Source organism: Hyphomicrobium sp., assembly GCF_036262015.1.
Classification (GTDB): domain Bacteria; phylum Pseudomonadota; class Alphaproteobacteria; order Rhizobiales; family Hyphomicrobiaceae; genus Hyphomicrobium_C.
In genome coordinates this window covers 1-25,359 of record NZ_DATAJR010000004.1, presented here as the reverse complement: position 1 = coordinate 25,359, position 25,359 = coordinate 1, and the positions used below count along the sequence as shown (strand labels likewise).

General features: G+C 64.2%; 25 protein-coding genes and 1 tRNA gene. 13 read left to right on the top strand and 13 right to left on the bottom strand.

Annotated elements, in window-relative coordinates; genetic code table 11:
• Together VHO05_RS01090 and VHO05_RS01085 are read right to left on the bottom strand one after the other, a co-directional pair.
• Positions 1-3,606: a mechanosensitive ion channel domain-containing protein gene (locus tag VHO05_RS01090; RefSeq protein WP_329644762.1), complete on the bottom strand. Its 3,606-nt coding sequence runs from the start codon at positions 3,604-3,606 to the stop codon at positions 1-3.
• A 150-nt stretch (positions 3,607-3,756) separates the two neighbouring features.
• Entirely contained in the window at positions 3,757-4,434 is a 678-nt protein-coding gene (locus VHO05_RS01085) for a L,D-transpeptidase (RefSeq protein WP_329644761.1), read from the bottom strand.
• Positions 4,435-4,707: 273 nt separating this feature from the next.
• On the opposite strand from VHO05_RS01085, the gene VHO05_RS01080 reads away from it, so the two are divergent.
• Positions 4,708-5,067, top strand: a complete 360-nt coding sequence (locus VHO05_RS01080; protein WP_329644760.1) for a hypothetical protein — start codon at positions 4,708-4,710, stop codon at positions 5,065-5,067.
• A gap of 15 nt (positions 5,068-5,082) precedes the next feature.
• On the opposite strand, the gene VHO05_RS01075 is transcribed toward VHO05_RS01080, so the two are convergent.
• Positions 5,083-7,182: a penicillin-binding protein 1A gene (locus VHO05_RS01075; protein ID WP_329644759.1), complete on the bottom strand. Its 2,100-nt coding sequence runs from the start codon at positions 7,180-7,182 to the stop codon at positions 5,083-5,085.
• Positions 7,183-7,312: 130 nt separating this feature from the next.
• Entirely contained in the window at positions 7,313-7,594 is a 282-nt protein-coding gene (locus tag VHO05_RS01070) for a hypothetical protein (protein ID WP_329644758.1), read from the bottom strand.
• Positions 7,595-7,735: 141 nt separating this feature from the next.
• On the opposite strand from VHO05_RS01070, the gene VHO05_RS01065 reads away from it, so the two are divergent.
• Together VHO05_RS01065 and VHO05_RS01060 are read left to right on the top strand one after the other, a co-directional pair.
• Complete coding sequence (locus tag VHO05_RS01065) at positions 7,736-8,227, top strand: DUF4112 domain-containing protein (protein ID WP_329644757.1); 492 nt, start codon at positions 7,736-7,738, stop codon at positions 8,225-8,227.
• A 189-nt stretch (positions 8,228-8,416) separates the two neighbouring features.
• Positions 8,417-8,761 carry a hypothetical protein gene (locus VHO05_RS01060; RefSeq protein WP_329644756.1) on the top strand — a complete coding sequence of 115 codons (345 nt, stop codon included), beginning with the start codon at positions 8,417-8,419 and terminating at the stop codon, positions 8,759-8,761.
• Positions 8,762-8,767: 6 nt separating this feature from the next.
• Here VHO05_RS01060 and VHO05_RS01055 read toward each other — a convergent pair whose 3' ends face one another.
• A complete protein-coding gene (locus tag VHO05_RS01055) occupies positions 8,768-10,312 on the bottom strand; it encodes a DUF2779 domain-containing protein (protein WP_329644755.1) in 1,545 nt (514 codons plus the stop codon).
• A gap of 244 nt (positions 10,313-10,556) precedes the next feature.
• On the opposite strand from VHO05_RS01055, the gene msrP reads away from it, so the two are divergent.
• From msrP to msrB, 3 genes are read left to right on the top strand one after another with little or no spacing between them, the layout of a single operon-like run.
• Positions 10,557-11,504, top strand: a complete 948-nt coding sequence (gene msrP, locus VHO05_RS01050; RefSeq protein ID WP_329644754.1) for a protein-methionine-sulfoxide reductase catalytic subunit MsrP — start codon at positions 10,557-10,559, stop codon at positions 11,502-11,504.
• Between the two features lie 16 nt (positions 11,505-11,520).
• Positions 11,521-12,174 carry a protein-methionine-sulfoxide reductase heme-binding subunit MsrQ gene (gene msrQ / locus VHO05_RS01045; protein WP_329644753.1) on the top strand — a complete coding sequence of 218 codons (654 nt, stop codon included), beginning with the start codon at positions 11,521-11,523 and terminating at the stop codon, positions 12,172-12,174.
• Between the two features lie 2 nt (positions 12,175-12,176).
• Positions 12,177-12,563, top strand: coding sequence for a peptide-methionine (R)-S-oxide reductase MsrB (msrB, locus tag VHO05_RS01040; RefSeq protein WP_329644752.1), 387 nt, complete (start codon positions 12,177-12,179; stop codon positions 12,561-12,563).
• 153 nt (positions 12,564-12,716) lie between these two features.
• Here the strand turns inward: msrB and VHO05_RS01035 are convergent, their stop codons facing one another.
• Both VHO05_RS01035 and VHO05_RS01030 read right to left on the bottom strand, forming a co-directional pair.
• A complete protein-coding gene (locus tag VHO05_RS01035) occupies positions 12,717-13,301 on the bottom strand; it encodes a YcgN family cysteine cluster protein (RefSeq protein ID WP_329644751.1) in 585 nt (194 codons plus the stop codon).
• A 32-nt stretch (positions 13,302-13,333) separates the two neighbouring features.
• A tRNA-Leu gene (locus tag VHO05_RS01030) sits at positions 13,334-13,420 on the bottom strand.
• A gap of 251 nt (positions 13,421-13,671) precedes the next feature.
• Between VHO05_RS01030 and VHO05_RS01025 the strand changes: the two genes are divergently transcribed.
• The gene (locus VHO05_RS01025) at positions 13,672-14,076 is read left to right on the top strand and encodes a Spy/CpxP family protein refolding chaperone (protein WP_329644750.1); all 405 of its coding nucleotides are present in this window, start codon (positions 13,672-13,674) and stop codon (positions 14,074-14,076) included.
• 115 nt (positions 14,077-14,191) lie between these two features.
• Here VHO05_RS01025 and VHO05_RS01020 read toward each other — a convergent pair whose 3' ends face one another.
• The 4 genes from VHO05_RS01020 to VHO05_RS01005 all read right to left on the bottom strand — a co-directional run bounded on the left by VHO05_RS01020 (position 14,192) and on the right by VHO05_RS01005 (position 17,630).
• Positions 14,192-14,542, bottom strand: a complete 351-nt coding sequence (locus VHO05_RS01020; RefSeq protein WP_329644749.1) for a hypothetical protein — start codon at positions 14,540-14,542, stop codon at positions 14,192-14,194.
• A gap of 80 nt (positions 14,543-14,622) precedes the next feature.
• Complete coding sequence (locus tag VHO05_RS01015) at positions 14,623-15,027, bottom strand: hypothetical protein (RefSeq protein WP_329644748.1); 405 nt, start codon at positions 15,025-15,027, stop codon at positions 14,623-14,625.
• 124 nt (positions 15,028-15,151) lie between these two features.
• Complete coding sequence (locus tag VHO05_RS01010; protein ID WP_329644747.1) at positions 15,152-17,155, bottom strand: protein meaA; 2,004 nt, start codon at positions 17,153-17,155, stop codon at positions 15,152-15,154.
• Between the two features lie 94 nt (positions 17,156-17,249).
• Complete coding sequence (locus VHO05_RS01005) at positions 17,250-17,630, bottom strand: hypothetical protein (protein WP_329644746.1); 381 nt, start codon at positions 17,628-17,630, stop codon at positions 17,250-17,252.
• A 322-nt stretch (positions 17,631-17,952) separates the two neighbouring features.
• Here VHO05_RS01005 and ccrA point away from each other — a divergent pair, with 322 nt between their 5' ends.
• The gene (gene ccrA, locus VHO05_RS01000) at positions 17,953-19,254 is read left to right on the top strand and encodes a crotonyl-CoA carboxylase/reductase (RefSeq protein ID WP_329644745.1); all 1,302 of its coding nucleotides are present in this window, start codon (positions 17,953-17,955) and stop codon (positions 19,252-19,254) included.
• A 42-nt stretch (positions 19,255-19,296) separates the two neighbouring features.
• On the top strand, positions 19,297-20,994 hold the full coding sequence (locus VHO05_RS00995) for an acyl-CoA dehydrogenase family protein (RefSeq protein ID WP_329644744.1): 1,698 nt from the start codon (positions 19,297-19,299) through the stop codon (positions 20,992-20,994).
• 9 nt (positions 20,995-21,003) lie between these two features.
• Here the strand turns inward: VHO05_RS00995 and VHO05_RS00990 are convergent, their stop codons facing one another.
• Complete coding sequence (locus VHO05_RS00990) at positions 21,004-21,240, bottom strand: hypothetical protein (RefSeq protein WP_329644743.1); 237 nt, start codon at positions 21,238-21,240, stop codon at positions 21,004-21,006.
• 300 nt (positions 21,241-21,540) lie between these two features.
• Between VHO05_RS00990 and VHO05_RS00985 the strand changes: the two genes are divergently transcribed.
• Positions 21,541-22,440: an SDR family oxidoreductase gene (locus VHO05_RS00985; protein ID WP_329644742.1), complete on the top strand. Its 900-nt coding sequence runs from the start codon at positions 21,541-21,543 to the stop codon at positions 22,438-22,440.
• A gap of 54 nt (positions 22,441-22,494) precedes the next feature.
• On the opposite strand, the gene VHO05_RS00980 is transcribed toward VHO05_RS00985, so the two are convergent.
• Positions 22,495-23,262 carry an SDR family oxidoreductase gene (locus VHO05_RS00980; protein WP_329644741.1) on the bottom strand — a complete coding sequence of 256 codons (768 nt, stop codon included), beginning with the start codon at positions 23,260-23,262 and terminating at the stop codon, positions 22,495-22,497.
• 107 nt (positions 23,263-23,369) lie between these two features.
• On the opposite strand from VHO05_RS00980, the gene VHO05_RS00975 reads away from it, so the two are divergent.
• From VHO05_RS00975 to VHO05_RS00965, 3 genes are read left to right on the top strand one after another with little or no spacing between them, the layout of a single operon-like run.
• Positions 23,370-24,014, top strand: coding sequence for an HAD-IA family hydrolase (locus tag VHO05_RS00975; RefSeq protein ID WP_329644740.1), 645 nt, complete (start codon positions 23,370-23,372; stop codon positions 24,012-24,014).
• Positions 24,015-24,041: 27 nt separating this feature from the next.
• Complete coding sequence (locus VHO05_RS00970) at positions 24,042-24,722, top strand: helix-turn-helix domain-containing protein (protein WP_329644739.1); 681 nt, start codon at positions 24,042-24,044, stop codon at positions 24,720-24,722.
• 2 nt (positions 24,723-24,724) lie between these two features.
• The gene (locus tag VHO05_RS00965) at positions 24,725-25,159 is read left to right on the top strand and encodes a cupin domain-containing protein (protein ID WP_329644738.1); all 435 of its coding nucleotides are present in this window, start codon (positions 24,725-24,727) and stop codon (positions 25,157-25,159) included.
• The last annotated feature ends 200 nt before the right edge of the window (positions 25,160-25,359 follow it).

Here is a 25,359-nt window from a genome sequence, read left to right as displayed (position 1 = left end):
TCAAGACATCGTAATTTCCTGCTCGCGCAGAGCCCGCTCGATCGCGACATGAAGGTCGTTGATGACCGTCGAACGATGGGCGAGCTGCAGGACGAACGCGCGTACTTCGAACTCCAGCGCCGAGGCCCCGAAGCCAATGAAAAACACGCTCGGAGGCGGGGTATCGAGAACCTGCGGGGTCGCTTTGACCGCCTCAAGAATCGACATCTGGGCCCGAAGCGTATCGGTGCCGTAGCGCACAGCAACCTTGAGCGTCACGCGCGTAATGCTGTCGGTCAGCGTCCAGTTGATGACCTTTTCGGTGATCAACGATTTGTTCGGGATGATGATCTCGCGGTTCTCGCCATCGGTCATGCTCGTCGCGCGGATGTGGATGCGCGAGACGGTGCCCGTCAGATTTCCGATCGTCACCGTGTCACCCACCCGAACCGGCCGCTCGAACAGAATGATCAAGCCGGAGATGAAGTTCGCAACGATCTCCTGGAGACCGAAACCGACACCGACGCCGAGGGCGGCCACGATCCACTGCACCTGGCTCCAGTCGAAGCCGATGCTCCGGAACGCGAAGATGATGCCGACAATGGCAATGAGATAGCGGCTCACGGCGCTAACAGCGTAACGCGTGCCGGCTTCGACTCTCAGCCGATGCAAGGCCGTGATCTCGAGCAAGCCGGGCAGATTACGCGCGGCGATGAACGTGATGACGGCCGTTGCAAGCGCCACCATGACATTCGACACCGTGATCGGCACGGTTTTCGGCGCACCGTCGATGGTGACGGTTTGCAGCCACAGCGGGACGTCCAGCAGCGCAAGCGAGGGAAGCGCCTCGCGCCAGAAGAAGTAGAGGGTCGCGGCGAGCAGAAGGAATGCCGCAAGGCGCACGAGCTTGCGCGTCTGCTCGCTGATCGAGGCGATATCCACCTCGGGTTCCTCAATGACGGCGGGCTGTACTTCACCCGTAACCTGGCTGGCCTCCTGGGCCGCAGCCTGCGCACGCGCCTTCTCCCGCCGTTCGTAGGCGCGGCGAATTTCGAGCCGCCGGCGCGTCACCAGCACCTGTCGCATGACGACGTTGTAGGCAAGGAACGCGCCCACGACGATCGCGATTGTGAGAACGAGACCGTCCTGAATCTGAGCCGCGCCGTCGTAGTAGCCCCAGAGTGCAAGGCCTGCGATGGCCAGCGGCACCAGAACGACCAGCGGATACCAGATCATTCGCGTGACGAAGAGCAGATGTCCGGGGTTGAGACGTTCGGAGAATATACCGCGGCGTGGATCCAGGATGCGAGCCAGGAATATCGAGACTGCGACGCCGCCTGCCAGGAAAGCGAAGCGTCCCAAGCCGTCGCGGAGGTTCTGGGCGCTGCTGACATTAATCGCACCGAGCAGGAAGGCGAACGGGATGATCGCATACTTCAGCCAGATGATGTTTCGCCAGAGCACCTCTCTCGCGCGCTCCGGCCATCCGAAGTGAACCGAGAAGAGGCCGTGCTCGACGCAGACGTACTGCATGAACCGGAGGAACGTCACGATCGACGCGACCGAGAGCAAGCCCGCGCCCACAGCGGCAGAGAACTCGGAAGCGGTCGGCGTCTGCGACAACAGCCATCCGGCATAGCCGAAGATGATCGGCGTCTTGATGGCGAGGAGGCCTGAAATGATCAGCGCTTCCGGCGTGCGCCAATAGTTGTCGGTCGAATACCGGCCAACTGCCGACGAGATCGCGGCGAGCCGCGCAAAGAGCCGGCGCCAGAGAACCGTGAGCGTGCCAACGATGAGCAGAACCAGCGCCGTCAATGCAGGCCGCTCGAGCGCTCGGTCGAGCAGCGCCAAACCGGTCGCTTTCCATGCGTCAAGGTCTGCAATCCAACTGAAACTGGCGCGGACCTGGTTGAACCAGCCAGCGCCGACCGGCTCGGCACTCGGCAGCCACAACAGACGGCTGTTGAGCAACGCCCGCAGCTGAGTTGTCTGATTGAGAAGGTCGCGTTCGGCGCCATTCAGCTCCGCGAGCTGGGCGATGCGCGTCACCAGTGAATCGTGAAGCTGCACATAAAGATCGCGGCGTGCGGCGACCAGTTTCTCCAGAGCCGGCTTGACGTCTTCCGGCGGCGGGGGATCGCCTGGCTTCACGCCACTTGCAAGAACGCGCTCGGCCATTCCGCCCGTGTCCGAAAGGGCGCGCCGGGCTTCATCGGCCTGAAGGCGCTTCAAGCGCGCGTCGACGATCGCCTGGTCGCGATCCCAGATGCGTCGTTCGAGCCGCGATGGCGACGGCAGTTGAGCGCGCATGGCTCGCAATAGCTCGCTGAACTCGCCGCCGATGCTGCCGATCTCGAGAACCTGCTGAGCCGATGCCTTGGCATCGCGGACGCGGCCAATCTCGCTCTGAACGTCGGAGAGCTTCGACTTGCCTTCATCGATAAGCCGGGTCGTCTCGGCTTGGCGGTCGCTAATAACCTGCGTGTCCTTGACGTAGGCCTCCAGCACCGGGTGCTGAGCCGCAAGCTTGCGGGCCTCCCGTGCAGCTTCCTCCTGCTTCTTTGCGGTCTCCTGCTCCTTCAGGTAGTTCAAGCGCGCCTGGATGATCGGAATACGCTTCGTAAGCTTCTCCAGCTTGGCCGCCGCCAGATCGCGCCGCGCCGTCGCGGAGGCCTGGCGAGCCGGAAGACTGATCAACTCCTGTTCCAGCAAATTGAGCTTGGACGAACGTCCCCGCCGTTCCGCGCTCAAAGCCGCACGCCGTGCGTCGATGATAGCGGGATCCTGGTCACCGGCTTGAGCGGCGTCCGGATTTTCGAGTGCATCGAGCGCCTGCTTCTCGGCCGACTGTTCCTCGCGTGCCGCGGTTGAGCGCGTGCCCATGTCGCGCAGGCGCGTTTCGAGCTGGTCGAGATCGGTCTTAATGGTCGCGGCTTCGCCGCTGGTAGCGTCGAGCGCCTGCTGCGCCTCTGTCAGCGGAAGCTTTTCCGCCCGCTTGGCGAACTCTTCAATGCTCGGTTCGCTTTGCAGGGCTTCGAGCTGTTGCTTGGCTTCAGCAACACGCTCCGGGGACCGCTGCGCCGACTCCTGGAACCGTGTCGCGGCCGCGGTGTTCGCCGCCGCTGCTTCAAGATGACCAAGCGCGGTTCGGAGAAGGTTTAGAGCCTGATCGCGGATTGCAGGCGCGACATCGGTGCGTGCTTCGAGTTCCTGAATTCGTGCTTTCGCGCGCTCGATGGAGCGCTCCGGACCGGCAGCCGGCGCTTCGGCCGGCTCGGCTGCGGGCTGTTGTTGATCCGCAGGCGCGGCGGGCGCGGGCTGCGCTTGTGCCGGGGCAACCTGGGCCGGGGGATTTTGATTTGGCGCGGGTGGCGATGCAGCCTGCTGGGGCGCTGGTGGGGGTGCCGCCTTCTGCGCAGGTGCCGCTGTTGCGGGCGGAGCGGCTTGCTGAGCGGGCGCAGGCGCCTTCTGCGCCGGAGACGCTTTGGGCGCGGGCGCGGTCTGCGCTGCCGGTGCCGATTGGGGTGCAGGCGGGGTTGCAGGCGGCGTCTGAGCCGCTGCGTGCATGGCTGAAAGCGCGAGCATGATCGCGCCGGTGAGGCTCAAACGAGAGAATGTCATCATGGCGCCGGAGTAGCTGTATCGGTTGTGGCAATCAACCCGCGTGGCGCCGGAATGTCGCAAACCCGTCGGCGCCCGCGTCTGCCCCCCCTAGATTTTGGCTCTTTCTGGCTTTTGTACGGCACGCCGAAGTCCCACAGGGGACTGCAAGGTTTAGGCTTCACCTCCAGGCGGCTTCTGCGCGGGCGCCTTGCTCAGCAACGGATCGGGCAAAACGACCGTTTTTGTCCCGACAGGAACGCGGTTGAACAAATCGATCGCGTCGTGATCGAGGAGCCGGATGCATCCGCTCGATGTCGCCTTGCCGAGCGTCGTGGGTCTGCCGCCGCCGTGAATGCGATAGAGCGTGTCGCGTCCGCCCTGGTAGAGATAGAGCGCGCGTGAGCCGAGAGGATTTTCCGGCCCGCCCGGCATACCGCGCGCGTAGGGCGCCGTGCGCGGATCGCGCGCAACCATTTCTGCTGGCGGTGTCCATGTCGGCCACTCGGCCTTTCGGGCAATAGTCGCCGACCCGTTCCACCCGAACCCTTCGCGACCAACCTCGATGCCGTACCGCGTGGCACGCCCATTGCCGCTTACAAGATAGAGGTAGCGCCGAGGCGTATCGACCACGATCGTGCCCGCGGGCTCGCTCGTCTGATACGAAACCTGCTGCCGGCGATATTTCGGGTCGAGCTTTGCGAGATCCACGGCGCGGATCGGAAAGCGTTCGCGATCCAGTGCCGCATAGTTCCTCAGGTCGGTGTCGTTGACGTCATACGACAGCCCAAGCCAATCCAGATTATCAGTCGCGCATCCCGAGAGAGACGCCGCCAGACCCACAACAAACATCCGCCGACACAACATCGTACGGTCCCCCATCCTCAAATTGCATGTTGAGGGCCATGCCTAACGGCTCACATTATGGGAATCTTAAGGGACGCATCCGGGCGCCTCGGCGGGCAATTTTACCGCGCCAATCGAGGCAGATTCGCCACATCCCTGCGTTCGTTGGCGATCGGCCCTTTTGCGAAGGCATCAACAATAACGGCGGGTCTGATGGGTGGGGAACCAATCCCGGAATCTCGCATTTCCGGAAAAAAGGAAGACTGAAAGGACATGACAATGGGACGATTATTCGGATCGCTTTTGCTTTTGTCCGTGACGGCCGTTGGTGCGTTGGCCGCCGAAGAGGGCAGCGTGACGATTGGAAAAGCCCAGGGCGTAAAGGTGGCTCATGACCAGTGTCAGAGCCTCTGGGAAAAGGCGAACCCCGCTAAAAAGCCGAGGATCAGCGCGGGCCAGGCGCAGCCCTTCATCGCCGACGTCAAGGCAGCCAACACCAACGGTGACGCTGCCATCGATCAGAACGAATTCATGGCGGCCTGCGACAAAGGCCTCATCAAACAGTCCGCAAGCACCGGGGGTTCCGCAACCACTGGCGGTAGCACCGGTACCGAAGGCGCTGCGTCCACAAGCAAGTAAGCGCGATCAATCTTCTCAGCGCACCGGAGGCCGCACGATGATGCGACCTCCATCCGTCACGGTCGTTTCGCCCCGCGCTGGCGCGCCTTCACCGCCCTCGGCCGAAACCTTAGTCAGCGCTTTCTCAATAAAGTCCGGCTCTATCGACTTCTTGGGGTGGCTCGGCGCATTCGCTGCGACGGGAGGCGGCGTTTGCATTGCGGCGTCAGGCAGCGACAACGGCACCTTACCGGTGTGCGCAGCCATCATCACGTCGTGCCAGATCTCGGCGGGCAGACTTCCGCCCTTGACCTTGTTCATGGTGCGGCCATCGTCATTGCCTACCCAGACGCCGCCCGTCAGGTACGATGTGTATCCCACGAACCAGGCGTCGCGGTAATCCTGCGAGGTTCCCGTCTTTCCGGCGACGGCTTGGCCGGGCAGCGCGGCCTTCTTCGCCGTACCGGATGCCACGGTTGCTTCGAGCATATCGTTCATGGCCGCAACCGACGCACGCGGAATTGCGGGATCGGATTTCGCATCGAAACGCTTGAAGAGGACTTTTCCGGCGCCGGTCGTCACACGACGAATGGCATAGGGCTCGTTCACGTATCCGCCGTTGCCAAAGGCTGCATAGGCCCCGGTGAGATCAAGCAGTGACACTTCGGATGTGCCGAGCGCGAGTGAAGCGTCCTTGCGCAGAGGCGATTTCATGCCGAGACGCCGCGCCGTGGCCGTGACCTTCTCGACACCGGCATCGAGAAGAAGGCGCACGGCGACGGAATTGATCGAGTGGGACAGCGCATAGCGCAAGGTCGTTGGGCCGACATAACGGCCGTTCTCGTTCTTCGGCGTCCATCGCCCGGCTTTGATCGGCGCGTCCTCGACGATGCTATCGGGGGTCATGCCCATTTCGAGGGCGGTCAGATAGACCACCGGCTTGAATGCTGAGCCGGGCTGGCGGTGCGCCCGTACCGCGCGGTTGAATTGGCTGTCGGCGTACGAGCGTCCTCCGACAAGCGCACGAATACCGCCATCGGGGGCCAGCACAACGACGGCTGCCTGGCTCGCATCGAGGGTTTGCCCTTTTTCGGCCAACGTGCGCTCGACAATTTCACCGGCGTGACGCTGAAGTGTCGCGTCGAGTGTCGTTTCGATGATGACTTCGTCACGATCTGCGTCCTCGAAGCGGGCCGCTGCGTCGAGAACATAGTCGACTGCGTAGGCCATATCGGCCTGCTCGGGCACGCGCATTAAAGACGAGAAGCGAATCTCCGTCGCGCGAGCTGCGTCCGCCTCCCGTTCGGTGATGAAACCGGCTTCCTGCATCTTGCCGACAACTACACGTCCTCGATCGATTGCCTGAACAGGACTTGCGCTCGGGGCGTATTTCGATGGTGCTTTCAGCAAGCCCGCGATGACAGCGCCTTCAGCGACCGTCAGCAAGCGTGCGGACTTGCCGAAATAGCGCTGCGAGGCGGCTTCGATGCCGTGTGCGCCGCCGCCGAAGTAGACCCGGTTCAAGTAGAGCTCGAGGATTTCCTGCTTCGACAGCCTGAGCTCAAGCCACAGAGCCAGGACAACTTCTTCCGCCTTTCGGCTGAAGGTGCGTTCAGAGGACAGAAAGATGTTCTTGGCGAGCTGCTGCGTAATGGTCGAACCGCCCTGCGCCAAATGGCCGGCCCGCAAATTCGCGATCGCCGCGCGCAACACGCCCCATGGGTCGAGGCCTGGGTGTTCGAAGAAGCGCCGGTCCTCGATGGCAACGACCGCATGCGCCACATGCGGTGGCACCATGTCGAGCGGGATATAGGCGCGCGATACGCCGCGTTCGGCGATTGGGCTGCCGTCGCGTCCCAGGATGCGGATGACAGGGCCAGTCGCCTTTAGCCGCATCGAGAGCGGATCCGGAAAGACGACGGTGTAATACATGAAGAGCGCGCCGATCGCGACCGCGGCCATTGAGAGTGCGAGGATCGGCCCCATCAGCAAAAGGCGAATGCGAAGAGGCAGCTCGGAATAGCGCCCCGACCACGCCGGCGCGCGCGCGCTATCCGGTGCCGGATGCGGTTCCCAATCGGGATATCGCGGTGGATCCTGATACGGTCCCCGCGGGTCTCGCCCGTCGTACCCCATGCTCGCTCGAGCCCCTCACGCCAAGCGGACTGCCACGGCTTTCGGCCGCGAGACAGCGCGGCCCCCTTTGAGGGTGACTATGGAGAGCGTTGGCTAACGGCGCGTTAAGTTGCAGGCGCCGCGCCTAGGTCTAGCGGCTCTGGAACGGCGCGGCGAGGAGCGCGAGGAAGATGCGCGCGCCGATCGTGAAGAACATGAAGAGGAGCTGACGCTCTTCCAGTAAGAGCTCAACCCAAATGTTGTATTTGGGGTCGATGCCTGTGCCGGTGATGACAGATTTGAGATCGCGCGCCCACCCGAGCATCATGGATAGCGTCTCGGGCGAATTGTAAGCGACAAGAGCGAGCGCGAACGCACCGACGATCATCGACAGAAAGATCGTGCTGGTGCTCACCAGAAGACGCAGGAACATGCCGGAACTTCCCCCTTCGCCCGCGGCTCCAGATCATGCAGACGCACGGATCTTGACCTCGGGCCTTCTCATCACAACATGACGACCTCGTTCAGCCTAAGTCGGGAGGCGGGGCGATACAAGGTGCTGCGGTCCGGCGAAATGGCTAGCTCAGGCGAGCAGGCGCTCCGTTTTCAGGTGCGTTTCAGAAAAGTGATCAAGTCCAATACTGTCGAACGCTATTCCGATCCCGCCATCGAAGCGTCTGTCGCCCGGATCGAAGCCGTGGCGCATCTGATGGACGACCTATTCGCAGTTCCAGGCACAAAGATTCGTGTCGGGCTCGATTCCATCATCGGTCTCGTGCCGGTGGTCGGCGACCTCATCTCGCAGGCGATCTCGAGCTACATCATCTGGGAAGCCCGTCAGCTCGGCGTTTCGCGGTTCACGATGGGACGCATGATCGCCAATTCGGCAATCGATACGGTCGTCGGTATCGTACCCTTTGCGGGCGACGCCTTCGACGTCGCGTTCCGGGCCAACCGCAAAAATCTCACGCTTCTCAAGGGGCATCTCGCCAAGCACGGCCATGTCCGGCGCAGCGGTGCAGGCGTGGGCCCGGTGATCGACGTCACGGCGCGGCGGGTCGCCTGAACGCCGCTTCCCGCTGCTTCACTCAACAAATTCCATCCTTGCAGTCGCAAGCCTCGAAAAGCGCTGTGGATTTCCTGTTGAGAACATAGTCCGCCCCACCCGACTCAGCCCATAGGTGGAGATGGTTTTTCCGTCACACTGTCGTGACGCTGGTGTTGCGTAGGCACACAGCCACACTCAAGGATCGCAATGCCAAACTATTTTCGCGCCGCTCTCTTCGTTGCAGCTGTGACACTCCTCGGTGGCTGCTGCCGCGACACCATTCGCGAGATGGCTTCGCTCAAGGATGGCGTTGCCCCTCGCTCCTCCCATCAACGCGCCGCCCATGCGCCGTCAGAGCGGAGCCCGCAGTCGGCGAAAGTCGAGCGGGAGGATGATGAGGAAGCGATCGAAACCGGCTCGATCCGTAAGCAGCCGGACTGCCAGGGTCAGCACATCGCCTATCAGGCGACCAAGGAGTACCTGAAGAACTTCGGTCCGAAGCCGCCGGATCTGCCGGGCGAGCGTGGACCGTGCAAGGCCGAGGCGCAGTAAAGCGCCTCAACCGGCTTCCCGGATTTCTCCGGCGGCTCCGGTCGCCAGGAGAACGCGCCAGATCTCGACCATCGCCAGGGAATCGAGGCCGCAGTAGGTGAGCAGATTTTTGCGCGCCTCTGCGGCTTCATCTGTTTCCAGTTCGCCGGTCACGATGGCGTTCCAGGTTTCGCTGGCCGTTGCGCCTTCCTGGATTGCCAGTCCTTTGTAAGAGAGCCGCGGCACTAGAGCGGGCAGCACCCACTTGATCGACGTCTTGCCTCTGAAGCCCGGGTGCACGAGCATCTGCTCGGTGAAGACGTCCATCAGGTCGACGACGCGCGCATTCACTGCCGCGAGATAAGCCTGCTCGGCCGGAAGGCGCTCGGCGAGCTTGGTGTTGATGCCCTTTTCGAACGGCTTGTTCCAAGCCACGATGGTGCCCTCAGCCGGCAGCGCGGCTTTGAGAGCCGCGACGAACGGCAGGTCGGGGCAGGATGTCTCCGTGAACAGGAATTCGCTGTGAACCGCTTCACCACCCGGCCGGTCGACCACGTGCAGCGAAAACTGGAACGGGATGTGGTTGAAGGGGCCAAAGCCCGAAAAGCGCGGTAAGGCGCAGGGAAACGTCTCGTAATCGAGAAACGCAACCGGATAGCGGAACTCGCTGAGAAAGGCCTCCAGGGGCTCGAAATCCACGAACGGGCGGCGCGACTTCGCGGCCTCAACCTGATTACGCTGCTTGATCGTCAGCTCGAAATCAGCCGGGACGTCCGCAATCGCGAGGATGCCATCATCGACAAGCGCTTTGAGCTTCTTCTGCGAGGCGCCGATGCGCGTCAGATCATGGACACTGTAGTCGGGCACCGACGGATTGATGAACTCGAACGTGGTGCATTGACTGCTGCGGCCTTTGTAAATGCAGGTGCAGGGCGCGGCCGGCATCGCGGGGAGCTGAATGAGGTCGTGCGCAGCGTCCATCTCGGCCGCGACGCGATCCATGATCGCCGTCGCGCGCTCCGTGAAGTCTTCCCGCGTGAAGAGCTGGTCGAGATCGAGGCGGCCGTCGGAGACGTACTCACCGTTGAGGCGCACGAGGTTCAACGATCCCAGCGGAACGCCGTTCTCGCGCAAAACGAGCGCCTGGAAGGCGATGTCGTGTGCGTAAAGGTCATCCTTCGCCTTGCGGTCGTCGCCGCTGGTTGAGGCTTTCACCTCGTAGAGGTCGTAGGCGTCGTGTGCAGCGTTCCAAACGAGGATGTCGCACGCGGTCGTGTAGCGGTCGGTTTCGAACACGGGCTGGTAGAGGACCGGGGTGCGGGGCGCGACGAGTCCCGCTGTGCCCGATGCGTCGCCGCGACGGATGAGGACGCCCCCGGGGAACAACGCGCGTGCACGCACGTCGACGTCGTTGCCAATCTCGATGATGGCCTGCTCAAACACCGAGAGCGGCTCTGAATGATAGACCTCCGGCTTATGGACTTTCACCCAGGCATTGTGGGCGCAGTCGCGGTAGACGAGGTAGTTCGTCTTGCTGAGCTTCATCCCTTGAGCGCGTTGTCGTTCCGTCACGTTGGCAGTCTCCCCCAAGTGTGAGTACGCGCTTCAATCTTTGGTGAGACCGATGATTCACGTTTCGAGCTGATAGGACCCGAAACGATCATGGTCTGCCAGCCGCCCAGGCGGCTGCCCCGATTGCAAGACTTCTCCAAGCGGGTCGCGCTGCCTATCTCTGGCAGGCAGCGCTTGAAACCCGACGCGGGCCCAAACGTACAAAAGGCTGTAGGCTCCCTCAAACGCAGAATGAGGCCTTCCCGTGCTTATCCGCAAGGCGTCCGATATTCCGTCTTCAGAGATTACGCCGCACAGCGTTTACTTGCGCCGCCGCGAGTTTTTGGGTGCTAGCCTGGGCTTAGCCGCGCTGGCAGCCTTTCCGGATGCGACGCGCGCCGCCCAGATTGCGGCCGCGAAGAGCCCCTATTCGACCGATGAGACGCCCACACGGCGGGCCGATGCGACGTCCTACAACAACTTCTACGAGTTCGGCACAGACAAAGCAGACCCTTCAGCGAAGGCGGGATCGCTCAAGACCTCGCCATGGTCGGTCAAGATCGACGGGCTCGTCGGCAAGCCCGCGACCTACACCCTCGAGGACATCCTGAAGCCGGTGACGCTCGAGGAGCGCATCTATCGAATGCGCTGCGTCGAAGGCTGGTCGATGGTCATTCCGTGGGTCGGGTTCCCGCTCGCCGATTTACTGAAGCGTGTGGAGCCGCAAAACGCTGCCAAGTACGTCGCATTCGAAACGCTTGTCCGGCCGGAGGAAATGCCGGGGCAGCGCGGGCTCTTTCAGCCGCTCTCGTGGCCTTACGTGGAGGGGTTGCGGCTCGACGAAGCCATGCACCCGCTCACGATCCTCGCGACGGGCATGTATGGCGAGACATTACCGAACCAGAATGGCGCGCCGCTCCGGCTCGTGGTGCCGTGGAAATATGGCTTCAAGGGCATCAAGTCGATCGTACGCATCTCGCTCGTCGACAAGGAGCCGCCGACCACCTGGAACAAGCTCGCTGCGGACGAATACGGTTTCTATTCAAACGTGAACCCCGAAGTGGATCATCCGCGCTGGAGCCAGGCGACGGAGCGGCGTATCGGCGAGGGCAGCGGTCTATTCGCCAAGCGGCGGCCGACGTTGATGTTCAACGGCTACGGCGAGCAAGTGGCGCAGCTCTATTCCGGTATGGATCTTCGTGCGAACTACTGAGACCTCCGAGAAATTTATGATAACTGCCGTGCAAACTCGCGAAAACACCTTGGCGTGGCCCTCCTGGCTGGGGCCAGGAAGCTGGGCGCTCTATGGCATCGGGCTCATACCGGCGGCGTGGACGTTCACTCTCGCCGTTTCGGATCAGCTCGGTGCCGATCCGCTGAAGGTTCTCGAGCGCTCGCTCGGCCTCTGGGCGTTGCGGTTTCTCGTCGTCGGGCTCGCCATCACGCCGCTACGGCGCCTCGGCGGCCCGAACCTGATCCGCTACCGGCGCACCGTCGGAGTTCTGGCCTTCCTATACGCGGCGCTGCACGTGACCGTGTACCTCTGGCTCGATCAGGGGCTCGACCTCGGGCTGATCTGGAAGGACATCGTCAAGCGGCCTTATATAACGATCGGGCTCATGAGCTTTCTGATCCTGATCCCGCTGGCCGCGACGTCGAATACGACCATGATCAAGCGCCTCGGCGGGGCCGCTTGGCAGCGGCTCCACCGCTGGGTTTATCTGGCGGCCGCCGCTGCGGCTCTGCACTTCATCATGCTGGTCAAGGCCTGGCCTGCCGAACCGTTCGTCTACGCGGCCGTCGTCGCCGCGCTCCTGCTCTTCCGGGTTGCGGACCGCCTCCGCAAACCCGTCACCCATCGCAACCCGATCCCAAGGGGATGATCATGACCGACACTCACGACGACGCCTACTGGAGGAAGAAGCTCACCCCGGAGCAGTATCGGGTGCTGCGCGAAGGCGGCACGGAGCGGCCGTTCACAGGCGATCACCTCGAGACGCACGAAGCGGGCAAGTTCACGTGCGCGGCGTGCGGCGCGCAGCTCTTCGCTTCGGATACGAAGTTCGACTCCGGCACCGGCTGGCCGTCATTCGATCAGGCACTTCCAGGCGCGATCGAGTATCACAACGACGCGTCGCACGGCATGGTGCGCACGGAAGTGCGGTGCGCGAACTGCGGCTCGCATCTGGGCCACGTCTTCGATGACGGCCCAACCGGAACCGGAAAGCGCTATTGCATTAATTCGGTTTGCTTGAACCACGAGAAGGGTTAGCGGCGCGCTGAGCAGGCCCCAAAAAAGACAGACCCCGTCGGGGAGCCTTGCGGCTCCGGGACGGGGCAGCACCTTTCGGCGCCTGACGGTCGCGATGACTCGCGCCCGTCTATCCGAGACAACGAGGGGCCCTGCAAAAGGTTCCGAAAATTTTCAGCCGGCTTCCCCGATGATGTAGCGCTCGATTTCGCTTTGCGGCACGCCTTTCTCGCTGCGCGCCCAGCCGCGGACCGAAACGCCCGCCTGATGCACCGTATCGGGGTCACCGGACACCAGTGGATGCCACCATGCGAGGCCCCGGCCCTCATGCAGCCGCCGATAACCGCAGCTTTCGGGGAGCCACTTCAGCTTGCGCACGGCTTTCATGTCGATGGACATGCAGTCCGGCATTTTGGCGAAGCGGTTCGCGTAGTCGGTACAGCGGCACGAGTCGAGATCGAGCAACCGGCAGGAGAGACGGGTGAGGTAAATCCGGCCCGTATCCTCCTCCTCGATCTTATTGAGGCAGCACTGGCCGCAGCCATCGCAGACCGCGTCCCATTCGGCCGGCGTCATGTCCTGAAGGCGCTTGGTTTCCCAGAAGGGCTTCTCGCCGCCGTCGCCCGTGGACCAGACCCCGGCGTCGCTGCCCGCCTCGGTCGCAATCTTCAGGCGGTGCTTGGCAGTAAGCTTGGCCGATCGGCGCGGACGCGCCGCATCGCGCTTCGCCGGCTTTTCCCGAATGGTGCGCTTGCTCACGGCGTCATCGCCTTGCGAAGCCTTGAGATAATTGGTGCCCCTGGCCCGACTCGAACGGGCACGTCATTGCTGACAACAGATTTTGAGTCTGCCGCGTCTACCGATTCCGCCACAGAGGCTGTGAGGCTTTTCGATCCCCTGCGTCTACCTGGGCTCCGGCGGCCTTGCAAGCCTCGCTTTGAATGGCAGTCACAGGTCTCCATAGCATTTGGCTGCGCCCAAGCTCACAGATGGGGCCGAGCGCCGGCGATTGCTCAGATGCCGCACCCTTGCTTGATCGAAATCAAACAACACCGGGACTCGACAGTAAAAACTTTTGGTCATCGGCCGACGGACGAGCCGATCAATAATAACGAACAAGGAGAGTGAAATGCGTAGAGTTGTACCGCCGCTGCGCCCGGGTCATCTCTTTCCCCTGAAGGACGTGCTGAACATTTCCGATCGTCAATTGGCTCAATGGGCGAAGTTCCAAGCCACAATCGATGCAGCCATCAGAGTGATGCCGTCGGGAGCACGACAATCCGATCCGCTCCATGAGCAGTACCCGTCGCTGCCGAACGCAATAGACGATGAATTGCGTGGGCACGTGGTGCGGGCGGAAGCGTGCCGGGCTCTAAAAGAACGCGCGGCAGAACTTTATGACGTGCTATCGGACCAGCAGCGCCTATTGGCAAATCGCCTGCTCGTTCCGCTGGTGAGTTCCGTGATGGCCAGTGGCCATGCCTCCTCCGCGAGATCTGAGGATGGGCGGCAGGCGCGTTCGAGATCGGCATGAGCGTTGTCACGGCCGATGTCTCCCACGACGGCCGTGTCAGCAGTATCACGTCCCCGGCGGCGCCCCCTCCTACCCCCGTCGCCGGGGGGCCTCGCTCGGCTACAATTCGGGGCGGCTATTTCCAGGTGTAGGTCACGCGGCCGGTGCCGTGCACATGCTCGGCGACCTCGACGTGATCGCCGACGTGCGGATCGGTCTTCTTGAGCGCCATAACGTGCACGAGGCGCCCATCATCGAGTTTGACGTCGACAGCGAGCCCTTCCTCGATGGCCTTCGTGGTGGTGCCAACCAGCGGACCGACGGTCGCCACGACGCCGGGCACATGATGGGTCTCAACAGTCGCATCGAGGCCAGTGACCCAAAGCCCAACGCCCGCCAACGCTGCCAAGCCCAAGCCCGCTCCGATCCATTTGAGCCGGTCCAGCCAAAGCTGACGTTCAAGCTTGCGTCTTGTTTCGTCGCGCATTTTCTTTTCCCCGGCGGGTCGGCCGACTAGCTGTTCGGGCGTCTATATAGCGATGAACCGGGTGGATGCGAAGGGGACCTTCAGTGCAGGGAAACGGGTGTTGCCCCGGGAGCCACAGTGGCCTTAGCCGGCGTGGGCGCGCGACCGTTCCAATAGTAGGTCGTCATATAGTCGAACAGAACCGAGCGGCGGCGGAGCTTGATACGAGACCCGATCTCCGGCAGGCCCAGCGCAACCGTACCGACCCGCACGATATCACCGCTGTCCAGCCTTGCCTCAATGAAGGGATACTGCTGGCCGGTATCGCTGTTGAGCCGCCAGTTGGCATGCTCGACGGTTCCGAAAACGCTGAGCGTTTCGCGCTTGCCGATTTGGAAAACAACTGCTGAGGCGCCGACTGCCGCCACGACCGCTACTGCTGGAAGCCAAGCAACCAGCTCATGGCGCCAACGGTGAATAGGCCGCTTCCGCGATTCTTTGCGCATGGCCCCCTCCCCCAAGAGCGTATCGCTCTTCCCTGGAGTCGCCCCCCGCGACGTGAACACCGTGCACCTGATTCTTGGCCAAAGTCTGGCGCCGAACTGCCACTTGTCGCGCACAGGAGGCTGCCTAGGCCGCCTTCTCCTGGCCTTCGACCAGACGGACGATGTCAGACATGATGTCGTTGAGCTGGAAATCCTTGGGTGTATAGACTGCCGCGACGCCGAAGCTCTTGAGCTTTACCTCGTCTTCGGGCGGGATGATGCCGCCGACGACCACTGGAATATCGCCGAGGCCTTCCTTGCGCATGCGCTCCATCAGCTCGGAGACGAGCGGGACGTGTGAGCCGGAGAGGATCGACAGGCCGACGACGTGGGCGCTTTCGTCCAACGCGGCGCGCACGATCTGAGCGGGTGTGAGGCGGATGCCTTCGTAGACGACTTCCATGCCGACGTCCCGGGCGCGCACGGCGATTTGCTCGGCACCGTTGGAGTGACCATCCAAGCCGGGCTTGCCAACCAGGAACTTGATGCGCCGGCCGAGCTTGGCAGACGCCGCATCGACGGCTGCGCGCACGCCGTCCAATTCGCCGCTTGCGCGTTCCGGAGCGGCCTGAGCAACGCCGGTCGGCGCGCGGTATTCACCGAAAACCCGGCGGAGCGTGGTGCCCCACTCGCCCGTCGTGACACCCGCCTTGGCGCACGCGATCGAGCTTTCCATGATGTTGCGGCCTTCCTTAGCCGCGCTTTCGAGATCCGACAGGACCTTGCTAACGGCCTTCGCGTCGCGGCCGGCGCGCCAAGCCTTGAGACGCTCGACCTGCTCGGCTTCGACCGCCGGGTCGACGACCATGATGGCGCCTTCGCCTGCCGTCAGCGGCGAGGGTTCTGTCTCCGTCCATTTGTTGACGCCGACGACGATCTGGTCCCCGGTCTCGATCTGGCGCACTCGAGAGGAATTGCTCTCGACGAGGCGCCGCTTCATGTAGTCGATGGCGGCGATGGCGCCGCCCATGCGCTCGATGGTGGCAAGCTCGGCCTTGGCCTCTTCCTTGAGCTGACCCACCTTGCGCGCGATCTCGGCCGAGCCGTCGAAGATGTCGCCGTATTCGAGAAGATCGGTCTCGTAGGCCACGATCTGCTGCATGCGCAGCGACCACTGCTGGTCCCATGGACGCGGCAGGCCCAGGGCCTCGTTCCAGGCCGGAAGCTGCACCGCGCGGGCACGCGCGTTCTTTGACAGCGTGACCGCCATCATCTCAAGCAGGATGCGATAGACGTTGTTCTCGGGCTGCGGCTCCGTGAGGCCGAGGCTGTTCACCTGGACACCGTAGCGGAACATGCGGTTCTTGGCTTCGCTTACCCCGTAGCGCTCGCGCGTGATCTCGTCCCAGAGCTCGTTGAAGGCGCGCATCTTGCAGATTTCGGTGATGAAGCGCAGCCCGGCGTTGACGAAGAACGAGACGCGGCCAACCACCGTACCGAATTCCTGCTCCGGCACTTCACCCGAGGCCTTCACCGTGTCGAGCACGGCGAGGGCGGTGGCGAGGGCGTAGGACAGCTCCTGCACCGGCGTCGCGCCGGCTTCCTGCAAGTGATAGGAGCAGACATTCGTCGGGTTCCATTTGGGAACCTCGCGATACGAGAAGACGATCGTGTCCTTGATGAGCCGCAGCGAGGGCTCGGGCGGGAACACGTAGGTTCCGCGCGACAGGTATTCCTTGATGATGTCGTTCTGGATCGTGCCCGTGAGCTTGGTGCGTGGGGCGCCCGTCTCGTCAGCCGTTGCGATGTAAAGCGACAGCAGCCACGCGGCCGTCGCGTTGATCGTCATCGACGTGTTCATCTGGTCGAGCGGGATGCCGTCGAGAAGACGCTTCATGTCGCCCAGGTGGGACACCGGCACGCCGACCTTGCCGACCTCGCCCTTTGCCAGTTCGTGGTCCGAGTCGTAGCCGGTCTGGGTCGGCAGATCGAAGGCGATCGAAAGACCAGTCTGGCCCTTGGCCAGGTTCTTTCGGTACAGCTCGTTCGATTTGGCTGCCGTGGAGTGGCCGGCATAGGTGCGGAACAGCCAAGGCTTGTCCCGCTCCGGGCCTTTCGCCGCCGCTCCGCCAACCTTCTTATCCGACATTCTCAGACCCTTCGTGCGCGTTCGCGATGTCCCATAGCGTACCGGCCGCCGGGCGCAAGGCAAAAGTCAATTCGTCACGGGGAGGACGGTTCGGCTAGATGCGAACGCGGCGCGGAGCCGGAACAGGGACCGCAGAGCCGGTGGTCAGCGGGTTGCGGATACGCGTCATCGCCTTCACCATACGCGTCAACAAGATCACGACGACAAGCGCGACGAGCATGCCGAGGGTCGACGTCGCCACGACGTTGGAGGCCTTGTCGTGGCTCATGACCAACCCGAAATGGGTGCAAGCGTAAGTGCCTGCGAGCCCACCCCAGAATATGAATGGCGCGAAGACGATGGCGAGAGCTTTCACGGGGAGCATGGCGCGCATGACCGCGAAAACGAGGAGCGTCAGGGCGCCGACGATCCAATAGGTCATGCTGTCGGCCATGGCGATATCGCTCAGGACCTTCAGGGCATCCTCTGCGCTCATCGATTCTCCTTGGCGAACAGCCGGAAAACACTTGTCAAACGGACTTCTTAGCGCTTTTTCATTAACTCTTCGTTGGCTAGCGATGCCGCCTGGGGAAGTTCACAAACTAGGGGCTTCCCCGGTGCGACTATGACAAACCCTTTATTGCGTCGCGAAAAAGTGCTTGAAACGTGCCGAAAGGTACGGTGGGGCGCCTGAGGCCACGGCGTAAAGTCTGATTTTCGTTCTCGATGCGACTGCATTTGCTCGCATTTCAAACGATCAGGCTTTAGGCAGCACCACGGCCTGGGGAGCCTCCATCGCGTCAGGGAGAGACGAGAGCATGTCGAGCCAAAGCGCCGCAACCAAGGGCACCGAACCGAGTGCACCTGCCATTGTCGCGGCCAAGAAGGATCTTTACGAAATCGGCGAAATTCCGCCGCTCGGCCACGTGCCGAAGAACATGTATGCCTGGGCCATCCGTAAGGATCGGCAGGGTGAGCCCGACAAGGCCATGCAGGTCGAGGTCGTGCCGACCTGGGAACTCGACAGCCACGATGTGCTCGTCCTCGTGATGGCGGCGGGCGTGAACTACAACGGCGTCTGGGCCTCGCTCGGCGTGCCGATTTCGATGTTCGACGTACACAAGAACCCGTATCACGTCGCCGGTTCCGACGCGTCGGGCATCGTCTGGGCGGTCGGCTCCAAGGTGAAGCGCTGGAAGGTCGGCGACGAAGTCGTCATCCATTGTAACCAGGACGACGGCGACGACGAGGAGTGCAACGGCGGCGACCCGATGTTCTCGCCCTCGCAGCGCATCTGGGGCTACGAGACGCCGGACGGCTCCTTCGCGCAGTTCTGCCGCGTGCAGGCGCGCCAGCTGATGAAGCGGCCGCAGCACCTGACCTGGGAAGAGAGCGCCTGCTACACGCTGACGCTCGCCACCGCCTACCGCATGCTGTTCGGCCACCGCCCGCACATCCTGCGGCCGGGCCAGAACGTGCTGGTGTGGGGCGCCGCCGGCGGCCTGGGCTCGATGGCGATCCAGCTGATCGCGGTGTCGGGCGCCAACGCCATCGGCGTGATCAGCGACGAGAGCAAGCGCGAGTTCGTGATGAGCCTGGGCGCCAAGGGCGTCATCATCCGCAACAGCTTCGACTGCTGGGGCCAGCTGCCCGACGTCGACGACACCAAGGGCTATGCCGAGTACATGAAGAAGGTGCGCAAGTTCGGCGCCGCCATCTGGGAGGTCACCGGCAAGGGCAACGACGTCGACTTCGTCTTCGAGCATCCCGGCGAGCAGACCTTCCCGGTCTCCTGCTTCATCGTGAAGCGCGGCGGCATGGTCGTGTTCTGCGCCGGCACCACCGGCTACAACCTGACCTTCGACGCGCGCTTCGTGTGGATGCGCCAGAAGCGCATCCAGGGCAGCCACTTCGCCAACCTGCTGCAGGCCGCCCAGGCCAACCAGCTGGTGATCGAGCGGCGGCTGGATCCGTGCATGTCCGAGGTGTTCGCCTGGGAGGACATCCCGCGCGCCCACACCAAGATGTGGAAGAACCAGCACAAGCCCGGGAACATGGCCGTGCTGGTCTCGGCTAAGCGGCCCGGCCTGCGCACGCTTGAGGATGCGCTGGAGGATTGATGGCGGCCGCCTGCCGCCTGTCGTCATTCGCTGGAGTCTGTGATGTCCCTCGCTGAAAAGCGCGACGCGGTCGCGTCGACGCTTGCCCTCGACAATCTCCTCGCCCTGTGCGCCGAAGCCGAGCGCGCGGCGCTCGCCTTCGACGCCGCCGCCAAGGCGGCTGTGCGCCGGCTGATCGCCCCCGCCGGCCGCGTCGATGCCAAGCTGCTGGAGCGTGAGCAGTTCGCGGCCCACGGTTACGCCTGGATCGCCACCTACGTCGCTGGCTTGATGCAGATGCGCCGCTGGGCCGAGACCCTGGCCGCAGGCTCCAAGCTGGGCGAACTCGAGACGCTGCTGCTGCAGGCCGCCTACGGCGAGTACCTCGGCCAGTTGTCGGGCGGCATCGCCATGAGCCAGGTCGAGGTCGTGCGTGGCGCCGATCTCGGGCTGTCGGACGATGAGGTCCAGGCGTTGCAGACGCCTGGTGTGCGCAAGCTCGTGGCGCACGGTAACAGCAACGCTGTGCGGATGCGCATCGCGGCGCTGCTGGCCGATTCGCTGGATACCGGCGATTTCGGCGCGCTCGGCCTCGATGACGAGGCGCTCGAGATGGTGCGCGAGCAGTTCCGCCGCTTCGTCGGCGACGAGGTGCTGCCGCACGCTCATGAATGGCACCTCAAGGACGAGCTGATCCCGCTGCCGGTGGTCGAGAAGATGGCCGAGATGGGTGTCTTCGGCCTCACCATTCCCGAGGAGTGGGGTGGCTCCGGCATGGGCAAGCTCGCCATGTGCGTCGTCACCGAGGAGCTGTCGCGCGGCTATATCGGTGTCGGCTCATTGGGCACGCGCTCGGAGATCGCGGGCGAGCTGATCCGCTCGGGCGGCACCGAGGCGCAGAAGAAGAAATACCTGGCCAGGATCGCGCAAGGCGAGATCCTGCCGACGGCGGTGTTCACCGAGCCCAACACGGGTTCCGACCTCGCCAGCCTGCGCACCCGCGCCGCGCGCGACGGTGATGTCTACAAGGTGCAGGGCAACAAGACCTGGATCACCCACGCCGCGCGCGCCGACATCATGACGTTGCTGGTGCGCACCAATCCGGACAAGCCGGGCTATCAGGGCCTGTCGATGCTGCTGGCCGAGAAGCCGCGCGGCAGCGAGGACAATCCGTTCCCGGCCAAGGGCATGACCGGCGGCGAGATCAAGGTGCTGGGCTATCGCGGCATGAAGGAATACGAGCTGGGCTTCGACGGCTTCGAGGTGCCGGCCGAGAACCTGCTGGGTGGCCAGGAAGGCAACGGCTTCAAGCAGCTGATGGCCACGTTCGAAAGCGCGCGCATCCAGACCGCGGCGCGCGCCGTCGGCGTGGCGCAGTGCGCCATGGAGCTGGGCCTGCGCTATGCCAAGGACCGCCTCCAGTTCGGCAAGCCGATCTTTGCCTTCCCACGGGTGGCCGGCAAGATCGCCTGGATGGCGGTCGAGACCATGATCGCACGGCAGCTCACCTATTTCTCGGCGCGCGAGAAGGACAGCGACCGGCGCTGCGACATCGAGGCTGGCATGGCCAAGCTGCTGGCGGCGCGCGTCGCCTGGAGCAATGCCGACAACGCGCTGCAGATCCATGGCGGCAACGGCTACGCCCAGGAGTATCCGATCAGCCGCGTGCTGTGCGACGCGCGCATCCTCAACATCTTCGAGGGCGCCGCCGAGATCCAGGCCCAGGTCGTCTGCCGCGGCCTGATCGAGGGGCGCAATTAGGCACGGTTCCTAGCGGCGGTACTCCCACCAGTCGCGACGGCCGTCGCGGTCGCGGTCGACCCAGCGGCGCGACTGATAGTAGCCGTCGTTGTAGCCGTACGACTTGTAGCGATAGCCGTAGTCAGGATTGTAGCCGTAGCTGTAGCGGGGCTGCCGGTCATAGCCGTCCGAAACACAGGCGCTCAACCCGAGCCCTGTGATCACGAGCACGGCAGCGGCGAGGATGCGGGTGAAATGGCTGCGCATGGCGTGGCCCTCCTTTCGAGGCCGTCTCGCCTGCTCTTACGTGCAGCTGACGGCCGTGATCCCCGCCGCCCGTCCCATCCCGTCAAATATCTTGGTTCCGCCGCAAAACCGGCCAGCTTGCGCCGCGGTTGTCGCACTTGCGGCATTGTTGGCGGTCCTGGCCGGTCGGTCCGGGTCGAACCGGAGAGCGGAACAATCGCGAGGTAACGGTTCCGCGACGAGCGATGTGATTGGTAGCCTCGCCCGCTGTTGTGGCGGGCGGGCACCGAGGCCCTGCCGGCCGATCACGTGGAGGGAATCATGCCGGGTCTGTGTGAAGGTCGCGTCTGCATCGTAACCGGCGGCGCGCGCGGCGTCGGACGGGAATACGCGCTGATGCTGGCGGAGCAGGGCGCCAAGGTGGTCGTCAACGACCTGGGCGGCGCAGCGGACGGCACGGGCAAGGACACGTCGCCGGCGCAGCAGGTGGTCGACGAGATCCGCAAGGCCGGCGGCGAGGCCGTGGCCAACGGCGACGACGTCAGCGACTGGAACGGCGCCAAGAACATGATCGACCAGGCCGTAAAGACCTACGGCAAGCTCGACGTGGTGATCAGCAACGCCGGCATCCTGCGCGATCGCATGCTGGTGAACATGAGCGAGGCCGAGTGGGATGCGGTGATCAAGGTGCACCTGAAGGGCACCTTCGCGCCGGCGCGGCATGCCTGCGCCTACTGGCGGGACCGCGCCAAGGAGACCGGCGCCCCGGTGAACGCGCGCCTGATCAACACCACGTCGGTGTCGGGCATCTACGGCAATATCGGCCAGACCAACTACGGCGCTGCCAAGGCCGGCATCGCCTCGCTGACCGTGATCGCCGCGCGCGAGATGCGCCGCTACGGCGTCACGGTGAACTGCATCTCGCCTTCGGCGTATACCCGCATGACCGCCGATCTGCGGCAGTACTCGCCCGAGGACATCGAGCGGCGCAGCCCGCGCTGGGTGGCGCCGATCGCCGTATGGCTGGCGAGCGAGGAGTCGGGTGACGTCACCGGCCGCGTCTTCCAGGCCGGCAACGGCATCATCGCCGTCGCCGAAGGCTGGCATCGCGGCCCCACGGTCGATGCCGTGTCCGACCCGACCACGCTCGGCCCGATCGTGAAGGACATGATGTCCCGCGCCCGCAAGAACGCCGGCATGGATGGCCTCGACCTGGATTGATTTTCCGGGTGGGGCCGCGCCGCTCCAGCGGCGCGGGCCCACCGACCAGATCTTCTACTCTCCCAGCATCTTGCCGCGCAGGCGGCGCATGCCGGCGAGCCAGCGGTCGTAGTCGGCGGTCTTGCGGCGCATGTAGTCCAGCACCTGCGGGTGCGGCAGGATCAGGAACTTCTCCTCGTCCATCGTGCGCACCACGCATTCGGCAAGCTCGTCCGGCTCGATGAGCCCATCGACGCTGGCCGAGCCGGCCTCGCGGCCCTGGATCATGGCCGTGCGCACCGCCTGCGGGCACAGCACCGACACCTTCACGCCCTTGTCGCCGTAGGTGATCGCCAGCCACTCGGCGAAGGCGACGGCGGCGTGCTTTGTCACCGCATAGGTCGCCGACGGCAGCGAGGTCAGCAGGCCGGCGGCAGACGCCGTGTTGACGATGTAGCCCGAGCCGCGCTCGGCCATCTTCTTGGCCACGGCGCGTGCCGCGTAGACATGCGACATCACGTGCACCGACCAGTTCAGCGCCCAGTCGCCGTCGGGCGCATCCTCGTCGCCCGAGCGCACCAGGCCGGCGTTGGAGCAGAACACGTCGACTGGCCCGAAGCGCTCCTCGGCGCGCGTCACCAGGGCGAGGATATCGACCTCCTTGGCGACGTCGCAGGGGACCGCCAGCCCGCCGATCTCCTTGGCCAGGGCGTCGAGCGGTCCCTGGTGCAGGTCCGCCACGACCACGCCCTTGGCGCCTTCGCGCGCGAACCGCCTTGCCATGGCCGCGCCGATGCCGCCTGCCGCACCCGTCACGATCGCGACCTTGCCCGCTAGCTTCATGGTTTCCTCCGGTATTGATGATGCGGACATGCCAGATGACGAAGCGCCGTGGTAGTGGTGTCTGTTCGACGCATCGCACAGCGAGCCAGGACCCTGGCTGAGGTATCATGCTCATCATCTTCGATTGTGACGGCGTGCTGGTGGACACGGAGCCTGTCTCGAACCGCTGCTTCTCGGCGGCGCTCAACCGTGAGGGCCTGGCATGGGACGTGCCGCAGACCATGCGCGAGCTCATGGGGCGCTCGCTGAAGAGCTGCGTTGCCATCGCCGAGGCAGCGCTGGGCCGGGCGTTGCCTGCCGACTTTGTCGATCGTCTGCAGGCGGAGACGTTCGCCGCCTTCAGGCGCGAGGGGGTCAACGCGATTGCCGGGGTGGCCGAAGCGATCGATGCGCTCGAGGCCGCCGGACACCGTACCTGCGTTGCGTCGTCGGGCGATATCGGCAAGATGCGGATCACCCTGGGCGGCGCCGGCCTTTGGGACCGCTTCGAGGGCCGCATCTTCAGCGCCACACAGGTGGCGCGCGGCAAGCCTTTTCCCGACCTGTTCCTTCTCGCTGCGCGCGAGATGAAAGCGGCTCCCGACGCGTGCCTCGTCGTCGAGGATGCGGTCGCCGGCACCGAAGCCGCCGTCGCCGCCGGGATGCGCGTGCTCTGCTACGCCGCAGCGCCTTACGCCGACCGCGACGGCATGGCGGCTGCGGGCGGCGAGGTGTTTGCCGACATGCGTCAGCTGCCCTTGCTGGTCGGCTGAGTTTCTCTATATGCAAATCGACTTGCATTGTATGAAGAAGCGGATACGCTGGCCGGCATGTCGGATCCGGCAGGTCTCGCGCGCGCCCTGGGCGAGCAGCTGCGGCAGGCACGCCAGCGGCGCGGCCTGACGCTGGGCGATGTCGCGGCGCGCACGGCGTTGTCCGTGGGCTTCCTGTCGCGGCTGGAGCGCGGCGGCGCCAATGCCTCGATTGCCAACCTGATCCGTCTGTCGACCTGCCTGGATGTGCCGCTGGCGCAGCTTTTCGGCGAGGCGCAGGCCGCGCCCCCACCCACGCACGTGATGATGCGGCGTGCCCGCAGCACCGCCGACTGGATCGCCAGCCCCAACGGCTACGCCTGGCGGCGCCTGGGCGGCGACCTGCGCCAGCCGCTGCTGGACGCCTTCGAGCTGGAGTTTCCGCCGACGCGGCGCCGTGAGATCGCCCTCGTGGCGCATGAAGGCGAGGAGTTCCTGCTGATCCTGTCGGGCTGCATCGAGTTCCAGATCGGCGCCGAGCGCCTGACGATGGAAACCGGCGATTCCGTGCATTTCGACGCCGGCATCCCGCACATGGGACGCAACGCCGGCGACAGCCCGGCCCGCATGCTGATGGTGCACACCCGCTCGGGTGCGGAGGCGCAGGCGCCGCCGCTTTTTCTGGCCATGGCCGGGGCCGACATCAAGACCGTCAGAAAGGGAGGATGATCATGAGCGACGCGGCGCAGCGGGATCATGCACCGGCCATCGTGCGGCATGTCGATGACATCGAGTGGGAGACGATCCGGTGGCCGGGCGAGACCGGCAAGATGCTCTTTCACCCACGGCCCGAGAGGCCGACCGAGCCCAACGCCGGCCTGCTGCGGCTGGCGCCAGGCGCCTGGCATCCGCTGCACAAGCACGACTTCGCACAGGTCTGGTACGTGCTGGAAGGCGAGTTCGAGGTCGCCGGCAAGGTCTGGGGGCCGGGCACCATGATCTGGCACGCCGATCCGCACTACGAGGACGAGCTGCGCACCACGAGCGGCGGGCTCATCCTCATCGTCCAGTATCCCGGCCCAACCACCGGCGGCCGTCCGATCTACGACAAGCGCTTCAACATGGCCGAGCGCAGGGCGGTGGCCGAGGAGCGGACCGACATATGACGGTGCAGGCATTGCGGCGCGGGTGCTGTATCGCGTCGGTGCCGTCATGCTGTAGAGGAGGGCGGCCATGCCGACCCTCCTCATCTTCGACTGCGACGGCACGCTGATCGACAGCGAGCGCCTGTACAACCTTGCCTGGGCCGACGTGCTGGGCCGGCACGGCTTGCCGTGGACGGTGGACGAATGCGCCCGGCGGCTGA

Excerpts from the sequence above, each read along its gene's own strand:
- VHO05_RS00980 (WP_329644741.1), bottom strand. The coding sequence starts at position 23,262 with ATGAAGCTAGCGGGCAAGGTCGCGATCGTGACGGGTGCGGCAGGCGGC.
- msrQ (WP_329644753.1), top strand. The coding sequence starts at position 11,521 with ATGATAACTGCCGTGCAAACTCGCGAAAACACCTTGGCGTGGCCCTCC.
- VHO05_RS01025 (WP_329644750.1), top strand. The coding sequence starts at position 13,672 with ATGCGTAGAGTTGTACCGCCGCTGCGCCCGGGTCATCTCTTTCCCCTG.
- VHO05_RS01065 (WP_329644757.1), top strand. The coding sequence starts at position 7,736 with ATGGCTAGCTCAGGCGAGCAGGCGCTCCGTTTTCAGGTGCGTTTCAGA.
- VHO05_RS01070 (WP_329644758.1), bottom strand. The coding sequence starts at position 7,594 with ATGTTCCTGCGTCTTCTGGTGAGCACCAGCACGATCTTTCTGTCGATG.
- VHO05_RS00975 (WP_329644740.1), top strand. The coding sequence starts at position 23,370 with ATGCTCATCATCTTCGATTGTGACGGCGTGCTGGTGGACACGGAGCCT.
- VHO05_RS00995 (WP_329644744.1), top strand. The coding sequence starts at position 19,297 with ATGTCCCTCGCTGAAAAGCGCGACGCGGTCGCGTCGACGCTTGCCCTC.
- VHO05_RS00990 (WP_329644743.1), bottom strand. The coding sequence starts at position 21,240 with ATGCGCAGCCATTTCACCCGCATCCTCGCCGCTGCCGTGCTCGTGATC.
- VHO05_RS01010 (WP_329644747.1), bottom strand. The coding sequence starts at position 17,155 with ATGTCGGATAAGAAGGTTGGCGGAGCGGCGGCGAAAGGCCCGGAGCGG.
- VHO05_RS01060 (WP_329644756.1), top strand. The coding sequence starts at position 8,417 with ATGCCAAACTATTTTCGCGCCGCTCTCTTCGTTGCAGCTGTGACACTC.
- VHO05_RS01005 (WP_329644746.1), bottom strand. The coding sequence starts at position 17,630 with ATGAGCGCAGAGGATGCCCTGAAGGTCCTGAGCGATATCGCCATGGCC.
- VHO05_RS01020 (WP_329644749.1), bottom strand. The coding sequence starts at position 14,542 with ATGCGCGACGAAACAAGACGCAAGCTTGAACGTCAGCTTTGGCTGGAC.
- VHO05_RS01085 (WP_329644761.1), bottom strand. The coding sequence starts at position 4,434 with ATGTTTGTTGTGGGTCTGGCGGCGTCTCTCTCGGGATGCGCGACTGAT.
- msrB (WP_329644752.1), top strand. The coding sequence starts at position 12,177 with ATGACCGACACTCACGACGACGCCTACTGGAGGAAGAAGCTCACCCCG.
- VHO05_RS01090 (WP_329644762.1), bottom strand. The coding sequence starts at position 3,606 with ATGATGACATTCTCTCGTTTGAGCCTCACCGGCGCGATCATGCTCGCG.
- VHO05_RS00985 (WP_329644742.1), top strand. The coding sequence starts at position 21,541 with ATGCCGGGTCTGTGTGAAGGTCGCGTCTGCATCGTAACCGGCGGCGCG.
- ccrA (WP_329644745.1), top strand. The coding sequence starts at position 17,953 with ATGTCGAGCCAAAGCGCCGCAACCAAGGGCACCGAACCGAGTGCACCT.
- VHO05_RS01080 (WP_329644760.1), top strand. The coding sequence starts at position 4,708 with ATGGGACGATTATTCGGATCGCTTTTGCTTTTGTCCGTGACGGCCGTT.
- VHO05_RS01075 (WP_329644759.1), bottom strand. The coding sequence starts at position 7,182 with ATGGGGTACGACGGGCGAGACCCGCGGGGACCGTATCAGGATCCACCG.
- VHO05_RS00965 (WP_329644738.1), top strand. The coding sequence starts at position 24,725 with ATGAGCGACGCGGCGCAGCGGGATCATGCACCGGCCATCGTGCGGCAT.
- VHO05_RS01015 (WP_329644748.1), bottom strand. The coding sequence starts at position 15,027 with ATGCGCAAAGAATCGCGGAAGCGGCCTATTCACCGTTGGCGCCATGAG.